The organism is Rhizobium sp. RHZ01, from assembly GCF_014851595.1.
In the GTDB taxonomy this organism is placed as follows: Bacteria; Pseudomonadota; Alphaproteobacteria; order Rhizobiales; family Rhizobiaceae; genus Rhizobium; species Rhizobium altiplani.
This window is the reverse complement of the sequence record NZ_JACUZZ010000033.1, coordinates 57815-70583: the sequence shown is the minus strand read 5'-3', so window position 1 is coordinate 70583 and position 12769 is coordinate 57815. Positions and strand designations below refer to the sequence as shown.

Genomic DNA, 12769 nt, shown 5'->3' with positions numbered 1-12769 from the left:
AGCCGGTCCGGTCGGGGGCTTGCCTCAGTGCAAGTGGACATGGTGAGTGTCGCATTTCTAAATGGCTGAAGACCCGCCCAAGGTGACATTTCTACTTTGCAAACCGGCGGACATTTCAACCTTGCCGCCACAAATGATGTAGCCGGGTGGGTTCTAGAATGAAGTGCGACTTGCTAATGATCCCAATGGGTTATCAATTGCAAGGACGATGCAATGAAGCGCACCTACTCTCAGATTGGATTGGACGAACGCCGTAAGATTGCCCGTTGGAGGTTGGCTGGGCTCAGTATTGACGCCATTGCAGAGAAGCTCGGAAGGCATCGTTCGACGATCTTTCGCGAAGTCCGGCGCAACATATTCGTCGACAAGGAAGTTCCTGATCTCAGCGGCTACTACTGCGTGACCGCGCATCAGATGGCCTGTGATCGCCGGTTAAAGCTGCGCAAGCTCGCGCGCTTCTCGCATGTCCGGCAATCGGTGATCGAGCGGATCGTACACGGCTGGTCACCGCAGCAGATTGCCGGTCGGATGCGCCTGGAGCACCATCCGATCTCGGTGAGCCACGAGACGATCTACAAATTCGCATACTCGGCCGACGGCCAGGCGATCAAGCTGTGGCGACATCTGCCGGAGCGTCGTGCCAGGCGCAGGCCAAGACATGCCAGACGCAAGCACGGTCAACGCTTTAGCTCGGATCTGAACATTTTGCGTCGTCCCGACACTGTCGCTGACCGCAAACAGTTTGGGCACTGGGAATGTGATCTTATCCAGTTCCGCAAGAAGTTTGGAAAGGCCAACGTCACGTCGCTCGTCGAGCGCGTTAGCCGATTTGCGATCTTCCTGCGTAACAACGACCGTCAGTCACGTCCGGTCATGGACGGCCTCATACAGGCCCTCAAGGCCCTACCCCATCTAGCCCGTCGCTCGATCACCTTCGACCGTGGCACGGAGTTTACGGATTGGCCGTATCTTCAGGCGAGCATCGGCACCCAAACCTGGTTCTGCGACCCGCAATCGCCGTGGCAGAAAGGCACCGTCGAGAATACCAATGGCCGCGTCCGGAAATGGCTTTCGAGAGAGGTCGATCCATTATCGGTCACAGATGCCGATCTGATCGAGATCTGCAACCGGCTGAACGCAACACCCCGCAAATGCCTTGGCTATCGAACCCCGGCCGAAGTCTTCCGAAAGAAACTGCTCGCGCAGATCAGACATGCCGGCTAGCTTGATGAGCCACAAAAGTCGCGGTTCAGCATGAACTCACAATCTCCCGTAAGGAATAGCGCACGAAGGACGCCTACCAACACCCCGCCTGCTGATCTATGCTCTTTCCTTGTGCGTAGACTGCCCTAGAATTCCTAGGACAGCCGGAGCCGTTGCCATGCGCGCCTTTCTCGCAGTTTTCATTCTGTGTGCCGCGTCCTTCGTTTTGTTTGCGACCGCTCAAGCCGAAGATCCGATCGACGCGACGCGAGCGATGATCGAGGCGCAGATCAAGGCGTTCCTGAACGACGACGTCGACACGGCCTATTCCTTCGCCGCACCCGGGATCAAGGCGATCTACCCCGACAAGAACGTCTTCTTCGCCATGGTCAAGAAAAGCTACGAGCCGGTTTACCACCCTGGCAATTATGCCTTTGGGCGCAGCCGCTCGATCGACAATGGCGCGATGATCTATCACGAGGTGCTGATATCAGGCCGTGACGGCAAGGATTGGACTGCCGTCTACCAGCTGGCGCGTCAGCCTGACGGAAACTACAAGATCAACGGTGTGCAGATCGTGCCAAATACCGAAAGCAAAGGCATCTAAAGAAATGCCGCGGAAAGCCTCTCGCGATTTTTCGTTTGGAATTCAGATCAGGCTTGCTGGTTCCAAGGCATCAGGTTGAGCAGCTTCGCCATCCCGCACCAGCCGGATATGCCGGCAAAGGCAAGCGCCGCGCCAAACAGGCCGGCAACGACGAAGCCAGCTGGGCTGATGAAGAAGCCGGCAAGCACCGACAGCAGCACGAGGAAGCCGACGACGATCTGGACCTGACGGAAGATCGTTAGGCGCGGGGCGGCTGTGCCGACCACCGGCAGGCCTTCCGCTTTCCAAGCAGTGATGCCGCCCTCAAGATTGAAGACCGGATACTCGCTTCCCTCCTGGGCTACCAGCCGCTCGCAGGCTTGCTGGCCGCGACCGCCCTTCAGGCACTGGAATACGACTTTGCGTCCGGCCGGGACGGAAAGGACTCGGGTGAGGTTTCCGACCTCGGACAGAGGCAGGGAAAGGGCCGAAGCGATATGCTCGCTGCGGAACTCCTCCGGCTCGCGGACGTCGATAAGGACCGCCTCGCCCGCACCTATCCACTCTTTCGCCTGGCGCGGTGTCACCACCTTCATCGACTGCGTCATTGCTCAAACCTTCCTGCAGAAGCGGTTGTAGAGAATTTCCATGATCTCCAGAGCCGCCGGATCGTTTATAAAATAATAGAGCGTACGGTGGTCCCGCCGGAAATCGACGAGGCCTTCCTTCTTCAATTTCGCCAGATGCTGCGACATTGAGGTCTGGCCGATGCCTGTCTCCTCGACCAGCGTACCAACGCTCTTCTCGCCGGCGGCAAGAAGACAGAGGATCAGCAGCCTGTGCGGGCTTGCAAGTCCACTCAGGAACTCCGCAGCCCCTTCCGCCTTGCCGCTCATCTCCAGCGTGAAGTCCGTCATCGGCGCCTCTTTACATTTCGTATTTTATTGATATCACATTTTTACGAAATGAAAAGCAAGAAATACGGAAACAGAATGATGAGCAAGGATTACAAGCAGATCACCCGTGATATCGCCGCCTATACCGGAGAACTGAGAAAGCTGGCGCCGGAGGCCATGCAAGGCTTCTACGCACTAGCGAAAGGCGCAAGCGCCGATGGCGCCCTCGACAAGAAGACGAAGGAACTGATCGCGTTGGCGATCGGCGTCACTCAGCGCTGCGACGGCTGCATCGGCTTTCACGCCAAGGCATTGAAAGAACTCGGCGCCACTCGTGAAGAGGTCGCCGAGGTCATGGCGATGAGTGTTTATATGGGCGGTGGCCCAGCGTTGATGTATGCCGCAGACGCGCTGCGCGCCTATGACCAGTTTGCCGAAGCTTAAGGCGGCTCAGACTGGATCGAGATCGCCCCTCGCCCATTCCTCCATGGTCTCGGCCATGAAATCGGCGAAACGGCCTTCGGCGATTGACTTGCGGATGCCCTGCATCAGCTCCTGGTAATAGGCGAGATTGTGCCAGGAGAGCAGCATGCCGCCGAGGGCCTCATTGGCACGCACGAGGTGGTGCAGGTAGGCACGGGAGTAGTCGCGCGATGCCGGGCAGTTCGATTGTTCGTCGAGCGGCCGCATATCCTCTGCGTGACGGGCATTGCGGATGTTGACCTTGCCGCGACGTGTAAAGGCAAGCCCGTGACGGCCAGAGCGGGTCGGCATCACGCAGTCGAACATGTCGATGCCGCGAGCGACGGACTTCAGGATATCGTCAGGCGTACCGACGCCCATGAGATAGCGCGGCTTCTCCGTTGGCAATACCGGAAGGGTCTCCTCGAGCATCTTCAGCATGACCTCCTGCGGCTCGCCAACGGCGAGACCGCCGACCGCGTAGCCCTTGAGATCGAGATCGGTCAGTGCCGCGGCCGACCGGACGCGCAGCGCGGGTACATCCCCGCCCTGCACGATGCCGAACATGGCTTTACCCGGCTGGTTGCCGAAGGCGACCTTGCAACGCTCCGCCCAGCGCAGCGACAGCTCCATGGCGCGCTCGATTTCCCGCGGTTCCGCCGGCAGCGCCACGCACTCGTCAAGCTGCATCTGGATGTCGGAATCGAGCAGTCCCTGGATCTCGATCGAGCGCTCCGGCGACATGTGATGCAGGCTGCCGTCGACATGCGACTTGAAGGTTACGCCCTGCTCATCGAGCTTGCGGAGACCCGAGAGCGACATCACCTGGAACCCGCCGGAATCGGTCAGGATCGGATGCTCCCAGCGGATCAGCTTGTGCAGACCACCGAGCCGGGCCACGCGTTCCGCTGTAGGGCGCAGCATGAGATGATAGGTGTTGCCGAGGATGATGTCGGCGCCCGTGTCGCGAACCTGGTCGAGATACACGGCCTTAACGGTACCGACGGTGCCGACGGGCATGAAGGCCGGCGTGCGGATCGTGCCCCGCGGCATCGAGACCTCGCCCAGGCGAGCACCGGCGTCAGTCTTCTTGAGGGTGAACTGAAAGTTCTCGGTCATTTAGTCTTTCCGGAAAAGAAGGCTGGAATCGCCATAGGAATAGAAGCGGTAGCCCGTCGAAATCGCGTGCTGATAGGCTGCATGCATGGTCTCGAAGCCGGCAAAGGCCGAAACGAGCATGAACAGGGTCGATCGGGGCAAATGGAAGTTCGTCATCAGCATGTCAACCGCCTTGAAGCGGTAGCCTGGCGTGATGAAGATACCCGTGGCACCGGCCCAGGCCCGGATCTCGCCATTGTCCTGCGCAGCACTTTCGATCAGCCGTAGCGAAGTCGTGCCCACACAGATGATGCGCCCGCCCCTCGCCTTCACGGCATTGAGGCTCGCAGCCGTTTCGGCGCTGACATAGCCGCTTTCGAGATGCATCTTGTGGTCGTCGGTATCGTCCGCTTTGACTGGCAAGAAGGTGCCGGCGCCGACATGTAGCGTCACGAAATGGCGCTCGACCCCAGCCTTGTCGATCGCGTCGAAAAGCGCGGGCGTGAAGTGAAGTCCGGCCGTGGGAGCGGCGACGGCGCCTTCCTCGCGCGCATAGATGGTCTGGTAGTCGGCGCGGTCGCGTTCATCCTCGGCGCGTTTGGCGGCGATGTAGGGTGGCAGCGGAATATGTCCGACGGAATGGATGGCCTCGTCGAGCATCGGCCCAGACAGGTCGAAGGCAAGGGTGACTTCGCCGCCCTCGCCTTTTTCCTCGACCGTGCATTCGAGCTTGCCGAGCAGGCAGCTGGTGCCGTCATGGCCAAATGAGATGCGATCACCGATCTTGATGCGCTTACCGGGCTTGGCAAAAGCCTTCCAGCGGCTGGTGCCGGTGCGCATATGCAGCGTTGCCGAAACCTGCTGACCGCCGGCGCCCTCACGATAACGGATGCCCTCGAGCCGCGCCGGGATCACCTTGGTGTCGTTGAAGACGAGCGCGTCCCCTGCCCTTAGAAAGCTGAGCAAATCGCTAACCCGATGGTCCGACAGCTGCACTTCGCCCGCCGGGTCGACGACGAGCAGGCGCGCGCTATCGCGCGGCTCGGCGGGCCGCAGGGCGATCCGTTCATCCGGCAGGTCGAAATCAAAGAGGTCTACGCGCATCACTCAAATCCAGGCAAAGCGAAACCCGCCCCACGCTTTCGCGCAAGGGCGGGTTTCAGCAAAAATCACAATCAGACGTCAGCGGCAACCCGCATCGAGACGATCGAGTCCGGATCGACGACCGGCTCGCCCTTCTTGATCTTGTCGACGTTGTCCATGCCTTCGATGACCTGACCCCAGACGGAGTACTGCTTGTTCAGCCAAGGAGCATCGGTGAAGCAAATGAAGAACTGCGAATTGGCAGAGTTCGGGTTCTGGGAGCGGGCCATCGAGCACGTGCCTCTGACGTGGCTGACCGCCGAGAACTCAGCCTTGAGGTCGGGCTTTTCGGAACCGCCCATGCCCGCGCGGCTCGGGTTGAAGCTCTCGCCGCCCTTCTTGCCGAACTTCACGTCGCCGGTCTGCGCCATGAAATCGTTGATGACGCGATGGAAGACAACGTTGTCATAGGCCTTCTCGCGAGCGAGTTCCTTGATGCGGGCGACATGTTCCGGCGCTACTTCCGGCAGCAACTGGATGACAACCTTACCCTTGGTGGTTTCCAGGATGATGGTGTTTTCGGGATCCTTGATCTCGGCCATTCTTCTTCTCCTACTTGTCTTGAAACTTACTTGCTGCCGACGGTGACCTTGATCATCCGGTCGGGATTGCTGACTTCGCCGTTCTGGCCCTCGCCGCGCTTGATCTTGTCGACATTCTCCATGCCGGAGACGACCTTGCCAACAACCGTGTACTGGCCGTTGAGGAAGGAGCCATCAGCAAACATGATAAAGAACTGGGAGTTCGCCGAGTTCGGGTCCTGCGAGCGGGCCATACCGACAGTACCGCGCACGAAAGGCGTCTTCGAGAATTCGGCCGGCAGGTCAGGCAGGTCGGAGCCACCGGTACCGGCACGGCTCGCATCGAAGCCTTTTTCCATGTTGCCAAACTTCACGTCGCCGGTCTGGGCCATGAAGCCTTCGATGACGCGATGGAAGGCGACGTTGTCATACGCGCCCTTCTTGGCGAGCGCTTCGATCTGCGCGACGTGCTTCGGCGCGACGTCCGGCATAAGCTGGATCACGACCGGACCGTCTTTCAGCTGGATCGTCAGCGTGTTGCCGGACTGCGCGAATGCAGCGCTCGCGAACGAGGCAAGGGAAAGCACGGCTGCAAATGCGAAAGAGAAAAGTTTCATAATGGCTCCGTTGCGGCGAAAAGGTCGCCTAGGATTTGCGCTTGGATTGAAGAGCTTTCAAGACGGCAGCCGGCACAAAGGCGCTGACGTCGCCTCCCATGGCAGCGATTTGCCGGACCAATGTGGCGGTTATGGGCCGCGAGGCCGTTCCGGCTGGCAGAAAGATCGTTTGAATGTCGGGCGCCATCTGGCGGTTCATCCCGGCCATCTGCATTTCATAGTCGAGATCGGTGCCGTCCCTGAGGCCGCGGATTAGTAGGGTCGCGCTATGGGATCGCGCCGCGTCGACGACGAGATTGTCGAATGCAACGACTGAGATGTCGCCGGTCTTTTCAGGCATTGCTTCCGCGAGCGACTGGCGAATGAGATTCGCCCTCTCATCGAAGGAAAAGAGCGGTGCCTTGCCGGGATGAACGCCGATCGCGACGATAACCTTGGACGCAACGCTCAGCGCCTGGACAAGAACATCCAGATGTCCGTTGGTGATCGGGTCGAACGACCCCGGATAAAAAGCTATCGTCATTGGCCTAGCCATTTGTTTCGACGCCCTTTTGTCATGGATGACGGTTGCCCGCAAGTCATTTGCCCATCGCTGAACGGCGGATGAATGCAGCATTCAAGGCGGCTTCAGACCGGCTCGCTATAGTTGAGACCGTCAACACCCGATGTCATTCCGGCATCGGTCAGCCCCGGAAAACGCCCATGCTGATCATCCTTGTTGTATTCGCTGTCATCGTGTCGCTGCTTGCCGAATTTTTCTACGGCTACGTGCGGGAAATGCTGGATGCAAGTTGGGTGCGGCCAAGCGTACGGGAACATTATGCAATCGTGCGTAAAACAGGAAATGTGGCGTTTAAACCGATTAAGGATTCTGAATGCCAGATGAACGGCGCATTCAAGGTCGCTTCAGAACGGCCTTGCTAAACGACCAGTCAATATCCCTGGAACCATTTTCGCACGCATGCGTTCACTCAACCAGCGTAACGCGATACGCGCCGCACAAGGAAGAAGATATGCCCAATAAAATTACCATGATTAATGCTGTCTGGATGGTAATGATGACTGGTATGCTTGCAGTGACTGTCGCGCTTTACGATCACAAAGTGGATGCGTCCAAGGTATATGGCCCTTATGCGTCGGCTCGTGCGGCGGTAATGAGCCAGTACTAAGGGACGTGAACGCAAAGCCCAGGAGGATTGCTCATGTTCACGATACTAGCTGTGCTCACCGCCCTTATCAGCATAATGTTTATCGTGTCCGTGGCTTCCACCATCTCTGCACTTCGCCATGAAAGCGAAGAACTGAAGAAGACCGATGGAAAACACAGTTGGTTCTAGCCGCTGTCGACATCTAGGATTGCATGTTTTCAATCCAAATAGGCCGGATGAACGAGGTTTGTCCGGCCTATTTCGTGCCTAGAGATGGCGTTCTCTCGCGCATAGCTTAACGTCGCTTCTAGCAGAGCCTTGGCATAGCCGCCGCCCATTTCACTTCGACGCACATAGACCATTGATGAGCGTTGGCCGATGCACCATCTTACTGGCACGCTGGCGGCTCAGCCCCATCATCCCGACGGGCTCACCCTGCTTAAGGGCCACGAGAACAGGCCCGTCGACCAATCGCCTACGCCATTCATCGTCTGAGAGCGCTTCCCAGTCGCCGACGGTGCTGGCAAGGCTGCGGGCTCGGTCCGCAGCGCTTCCAGTCGAATGACTTTGAAGATGGCAACATCGTCAATACCGAGAATCCGGATCGCTCTGCCCTCCATTTCGGCTGCAGCACCGCCAGCCGGTTCCCGCAGTCAAGGTGCCCAAAAAGAAAACCGGGCAGTCGCCCGGTTTTCAAGATCAAACGCTTAGAACATCACGCTTCCGTGTCAGGCTCATCTTCCGGAACCGAGGCAATGTCGTCGCCATTCTCGGCAACGTCTTCAGCCTCCTCCTCGGGCTCGCTAATGCGCTCGACGGATACGACCTTTTCATCCTTGGCAGTCGAGAAGATGGTGACGCCCTTCGTTGCTCGGCTCGCGATACGGATGCCGCCCACCGGAACGCGGATGAGCTGGCCGCCATCGGATACGAGCATGATCTGGTCGCCTTCGTTGACCGGGAAAGCGGCCACGAGTTCGCCGATCTCCCCCGTCTTCGACGTATCGGTGGCGCGAATGCCCTTGCCGCCACGGCCGGAAATGCGGAAGTCGTAGGAGGAGGATCGCTTGCCGAAGCCCTTCTCGGAAACCGTCAGGACGTACTGCTCGCGCGCCTTCAGTTCCTCATAGCGCTCGTCGCTCAGTTGACCTTCCTCGGTCACTTCCTCGCCAACCAGCGAGATTTCCTCGGCGTCACCCGTCGCGAGGCGGCGTTCGCTCGCGGCCCGCTTCAGGTAGGCTGCGCGTTCCCAAGGTTCGGCATCGACATGTCCAACAATCGTCATCGAGATGATGCGGTCGCCGTCACCGAGGTTGATGCCGCGAACGCCGATGGAGTTGCGGCCAGCAAAGACGCGGACGTCATCGACGGGGAAGCGAATGCACTGACCGAGCGCAGTGGTCAGAAGCACATCGTCATGCTCGGTGCAGGTCTCGACTGAGAGGATTTCGTCGCCTTCTTCCTCGAGCTTCATCGCGATCTTGCCGTTGCGGTTGACCTGAACGAAGTCGGAAAGCTTGTTGCGGCGAACTGTCCCGCGCGTCGTCGAGAACATGACGTCGAGCTTATCCCAGCTGTCCTCATCCTCCGGCAACGGCAGGATCGTGGTGATGCGTTCGCCGGGCTCCAGTGGCAGCATGTTGATGAGCGCCTTGCCGCGCGCAGTCGGCGTGCCGATCGGCAGGCGATAGACCTTTTCCTTGTAAACGATACCGCGCGAGGAGAAGAACAGAACCGGCGTATGCGTGTTGAGAACGAATAGCTGGCTAACAAAATCCTCGTCGCGCGTCGTCATGCCGGAGCGGCCCTTGCCGCCACGGCGCTGGGCGCGATAGGTCGTCAGCGGCACGCGCTTGATGTAGCCGAGATGGGAGACCGTCACGACCATGTCTTCGCGGGCGATGAGATCCTCATCGTCCATTTCAAGGCCGCCGTCCATGATCTCGGTGCGGCGCGGCGTGCCGAATTCGTCGCGAACGGCTGCAAGCTCTTCTTTGACGATCGTCTGGATGCGAACCCGCGACGACAGGATTTCAAGGTAATCCTTAATCTCTTCGCCTATCTTGTTGAGTTCGTCACCGATTTCGTCACGGCCGAGTGCGGTCAGACGGGCCAGACGCAGTTCGAGGATGGCGCGCGCCTGCTCTTCCGAGAGGTTGTATGTCAGGTCCTCATTGATGCGGTGACGCGGATCGTCGATCAGGCGGATCAGGCTTTCGACATCGGCGGCCGGCCAGCGGCGCGTCATCAACTGCTCGCGTGCGGTCTGCGGATCCGGCGCCTGCCGGATCGTGCGGATGATCTCGTCAATATTGGCGACAGCGATCGCCAGGCCGACCAAGACGTGAGCGCGCTCGCGGGCCTTGCGGAGAAGAAATTTCGTTCTCCGGCTAACGACTTCCTCACGGAAGGAAACGAAGGCGCGCAACATATCGAGTAGCGTCAGCTGTTCCGGCTTGCCGCCGTTCAGCGCCACCATGTTGCAGCCAAAGGAGGTTTGCAGCGGCGTGTAGCGGTAGAGCTGGTTCAGGATGACATCGGCATTCGCATCGCGCTTCAACTCGACGACGACGCGATAGCCCTGACGGTCGGATTCATCGCGTAGGTCGGAGATCCCTTCGATACGCTTGTCGCGCACCAGTTCGGCCATCTTCTCGATCATCGTCGACTTGTTCACCTGATACGGGATCTCGGTGATGATGATCTGTTCGCGATCGCCACGCATCGGCTCGATGGTGGCAACGCCGCGCATGATCACCGAGCCGCGACCGGTCTCGTAGGCCGAGCGAATGCCGGCGCGACCAAGGATCTTGGCGCCGGTCGGGAAGTCCGGACCTGGAATAATCTGCATGATGTCAGGCAGTTCGATCGCCGGGTTGTCGATCAGCGCAATGCAGCCGTCGATGACTTCGGACAGATTGTGCGGCGGAATATTCGTCGCCATACCCACGGCGATGCCGCCTGCCCCGTTCACTAGGAGGTTCGGGAACTTTGCGGGAACAACGACGGGCTCGGACAGCGTGCCGTCATAGTTATCGCGGAAGTCGACCGTTTCCTTGTCGAGATCGTCGAGCAGCGAATGCGCGGCCTTCTGCAGGCGGCACTCTGTGTAGCGTTCGGCCGCCGGCGGATCGCCGTCGACGGAGCCGAAGTTGCCCTGGCCGTCGATCAGCGGAAGGCGGAGCGACCAGTCCTGCGCCATACGCGCTAGCGCGTCGTAGATCGCTGCGTTGCCGTGCGGATGGTATTTACCCATCACATCCCCGGTAACGCGGGCGCATTTGACGTATTTCTTGTTCCAGTCGATGCCGAGTTCGGACATGCCGTAAAGGATGCGCCGGTGCACGGGCTTCAGGCCGTCGCGGACATCAGGCAGGGCGCGGCTGACGATAACGCTCATGGCGTAATCGAGATACGACCGCTGCATTTCCTCCATGATGGAGATGGGCTCGATGCCTGGCGGGAGCTTCCCGCCGCCGGGGGGTGTTTGCTCAGTCAAAACAGATCACGATCTCTTCTAGAATCACTTGAAGATTTATAGCGGAAAGCCTGTTCCTACGCTAATTTTGGCACGGGTTTTGAACAGACTTTTGCGGTCTTATGAGGGCAATGGGAGCCTCTGGGACGGTTATTTGCACCGCCCTAATAACACCATTTGCCAAAATGGTCTCTCCGCATCACAATCGCGCAAAAACCAAGTGTTTATATGGGCTCACGGAGAGACAATGGCAAGCGTCGACCAACTGATCAACGCCTTCACGACGCTGCTTGTCACGATCGACCCGCCTGGTCTTGCTCCACTCTTTCTCGGGCTCACGACCGGCATGAGCCGCAGCCAGCGAAAACAGGTGGCACTGCGCGGCTCGATCATCGCCTTTGTCATTCTTGCCGCTTTCGCCCTGTTCGGGGCCAGCGTGCTCGGGGTGCTCGGAATCTCGATCGGCGCCTTCCGCATTGCCGGTGGTCTTCTGTTGTTCTGGATCGCCTTTGAAATGGTATTCGAGAAGCGGCAGGACCGTAAGGAGAAGACGAGCACAGCCGCAATCACCGTCGATCATATCCATAATATCTCGGTCTTTCCGTTGGCGATCCCTCTGATCGCCGGTCCCGGTGCCATTTCGGCGACGATCCTAATTGCCGGATCGATGCAGGCTTCGCTCGAGCGGGCGCAATTGATCATTGTCATCGCATTGAGCCTGCTGCTGCTGTTTCTCTCGCTGCTCATCGCCGAGAGACTTGATCGCTTCCTCGGCGTAACGGGGCGCGCAATTCTGACACGCCTTCTCGGTGTCATCCTGGCGGCGCTTGCCACGCAGTTCGTCGTCGACGGTTTGAGATCTACCCTCATCACGACGCCAGCCGGCTAGGTCAAAAAGCCGGTTACCTGCACGGCTTCCATCGCGGCAAGCTCGGGGGACGTCCAATCCCGGAGATTGAAAAGCAGACGGCGCACCTTGCGGCGCGCCGTCCAACTTATGCCACGAATACTCTGCGATCAAAACGGGATATCGTCGTCGAGATCGCGCGAGAAGTTTCCACCGCCGCCGCCACCGCTGCTGCGGCCAGATGATTGCGACGGCGCGCCGTAATCGTCGCCGTAGCCACCGCCGCCACCGAAATCGTTGCCGCCGGCATTACTGCCGCGACCACCGCCGAAGCCGGAGCTTGCGCCGCCACCCTCGCCGCGACCGTCCAGCATCGTCAGCGTCGAGCCGAAGCCCTGCAGAACGACTTCCGTCGAATAGCGGTCCTGGCCGTTCTGGTCTTGCCACTTACGCGTCTGCAGCGCGCCTTCGATGTAGAGCTTGGCGCCCTTCTTCACATACTGCTCGACGACCTTGCAGAGGCCTTCGTTGAAGACTACGACCGTATGCCATTCCGTCTTTTCGCGGCGTTCGCCGGAGGTGCGATCACGCCAGGTCTCGGACGTCGCGATGCGAAGGTTGGCGATCGGCCGGCCATCCTGGGTCCGCCGGATTTCGGGGTCAGCGCCCACGTTCCCGATCAGAATTACCTTGTTTACGCTGCCAGCCATACTTTCACCTTACCTGCCGCCCTGCCCGGCGGCGCTTGAAACAATCGGTGCACTTTAAAC

The 12769-nt window shown here is 59.2% G+C and carries 15 protein-coding genes and 1 pseudogene; 6 read left to right on the top strand and 10 right to left on the bottom strand.

Annotated elements, in window-relative coordinates; all coding sequences use genetic code 11:
• The first annotated feature begins 213 nt into the window (after positions 1-213).
• Positions 214-1224 (top strand): IS30 family transposase, encoded by a 1011-nt coding sequence (locus IB248_RS26690; RefSeq protein ID WP_025660999.1) that lies wholly within the window; start codon positions 214-216, stop codon positions 1222-1224.
• Between the two features lie 157 nt (positions 1225-1381).
• Complete coding sequence (locus IB248_RS26685) at positions 1382-1810, top strand: DUF4864 domain-containing protein (RefSeq protein ID WP_113470402.1); 429 nt, start codon at positions 1382-1384, stop codon at positions 1808-1810.
• Between the two features lie 47 nt (positions 1811-1857).
• Here the strand turns inward: IB248_RS26685 and IB248_RS26680 are convergent, their stop codons facing one another.
• Positions 1858-2397 carry a rhodanese-like domain-containing protein gene (locus IB248_RS26680; RefSeq protein ID WP_192241915.1) on the bottom strand — a complete coding sequence of 180 codons (540 nt, stop codon included), beginning with the start codon at positions 2395-2397 and terminating at the stop codon, positions 1858-1860.
• 3 nt (positions 2398-2400) lie between these two features.
• Positions 2401-2706: a metalloregulator ArsR/SmtB family transcription factor gene (locus IB248_RS26675; RefSeq protein ID WP_018855053.1), complete on the bottom strand. Its 306-nt coding sequence runs from the start codon at positions 2704-2706 to the stop codon at positions 2401-2403.
• 78 nt (positions 2707-2784) lie between these two features.
• Between IB248_RS26675 and IB248_RS26670 the strand changes: the two genes are divergently transcribed.
• Positions 2785-3129 carry a carboxymuconolactone decarboxylase family protein gene (locus IB248_RS26670; protein WP_026371502.1) on the top strand — a complete coding sequence of 115 codons (345 nt, stop codon included), beginning with the start codon at positions 2785-2787 and terminating at the stop codon, positions 3127-3129.
• A 6-nt stretch (positions 3130-3135) separates the two neighbouring features.
• On the opposite strand, the gene tgt is transcribed toward IB248_RS26670, so the two are convergent.
• The 5 genes from tgt to coaD all read right to left on the bottom strand — a co-directional run bounded on the left by tgt (position 3136) and on the right by coaD (position 7049).
• Entirely contained in the window at positions 3136-4266 is a 1131-nt protein-coding gene (gene tgt, locus IB248_RS26665; RefSeq protein ID WP_113470403.1) for a tRNA guanosine(34) transglycosylase Tgt, read from the bottom strand.
• Positions 4267-5349 (bottom strand): tRNA preQ1(34) S-adenosylmethionine ribosyltransferase-isomerase QueA, encoded by a 1083-nt coding sequence (gene queA, locus IB248_RS26660; protein WP_192241914.1) that lies wholly within the window; start codon positions 5347-5349, stop codon positions 4267-4269.
• Positions 5350-5420: 71 nt separating this feature from the next.
• Positions 5421-5930 carry a peptidylprolyl isomerase gene (locus IB248_RS26655; RefSeq protein WP_018855049.1) on the bottom strand — a complete coding sequence of 170 codons (510 nt, stop codon included), beginning with the start codon at positions 5928-5930 and terminating at the stop codon, positions 5421-5423.
• A 26-nt stretch (positions 5931-5956) separates the two neighbouring features.
• Entirely contained in the window at positions 5957-6526 is a 570-nt protein-coding gene (locus IB248_RS26650; RefSeq protein ID WP_018855048.1) for a peptidylprolyl isomerase, read from the bottom strand.
• A 28-nt stretch (positions 6527-6554) separates the two neighbouring features.
• Positions 6555-7049, bottom strand: a complete 495-nt coding sequence (gene coaD, locus IB248_RS26645) for a pantetheine-phosphate adenylyltransferase (protein ID WP_113470405.1) — start codon at positions 7047-7049, stop codon at positions 6555-6557.
• Positions 7050-7228: 179 nt separating this feature from the next.
• On the opposite strand from coaD, the gene IB248_RS26640 reads away from it, so the two are divergent.
• Both IB248_RS26640 and IB248_RS26635 read left to right on the top strand, forming a co-directional pair.
• Positions 7229-7450, top strand: a complete 222-nt coding sequence (locus tag IB248_RS26640; RefSeq protein ID WP_192241913.1) for a hypothetical protein — start codon at positions 7229-7231, stop codon at positions 7448-7450.
• Positions 7451-7539: 89 nt separating this feature from the next.
• Positions 7540-7695, top strand: a complete 156-nt coding sequence (locus IB248_RS26635) for a hypothetical protein (protein ID WP_192241912.1) — start codon at positions 7540-7542, stop codon at positions 7693-7695.
• A gap of 263 nt (positions 7696-7958) precedes the next feature.
• On the opposite strand, the pseudogene IB248_RS31985 reads toward IB248_RS26635, so the two are convergent.
• Positions 7959-8294, bottom strand: a pseudogene (locus IB248_RS31985) (GNAT family N-acetyltransferase); the annotation flags it as partial.
• 95 nt (positions 8295-8389) lie between these two features.
• Complete coding sequence (gene gyrA, locus IB248_RS26630; RefSeq protein WP_192241911.1) at positions 8390-11173, bottom strand: DNA gyrase subunit A; 2784 nt, start codon at positions 11171-11173, stop codon at positions 8390-8392.
• Positions 11174-11399: 226 nt separating this feature from the next.
• Between gyrA and IB248_RS26625 the strand changes: the two genes are divergently transcribed.
• A complete protein-coding gene (locus tag IB248_RS26625; RefSeq protein WP_018855040.1) occupies positions 11400-12041 on the top strand; it encodes a MarC family protein in 642 nt (213 codons plus the stop codon).
• Between the two features lie 128 nt (positions 12042-12169).
• Here IB248_RS26625 and IB248_RS26620 read toward each other — a convergent pair whose 3' ends face one another.
• Positions 12170-12709 (bottom strand): single-stranded DNA-binding protein, encoded by a 540-nt coding sequence (locus tag IB248_RS26620; protein ID WP_018855039.1) that lies wholly within the window; start codon positions 12707-12709, stop codon positions 12170-12172.
• Positions 12710-12769 lie beyond the last annotated feature (60 nt).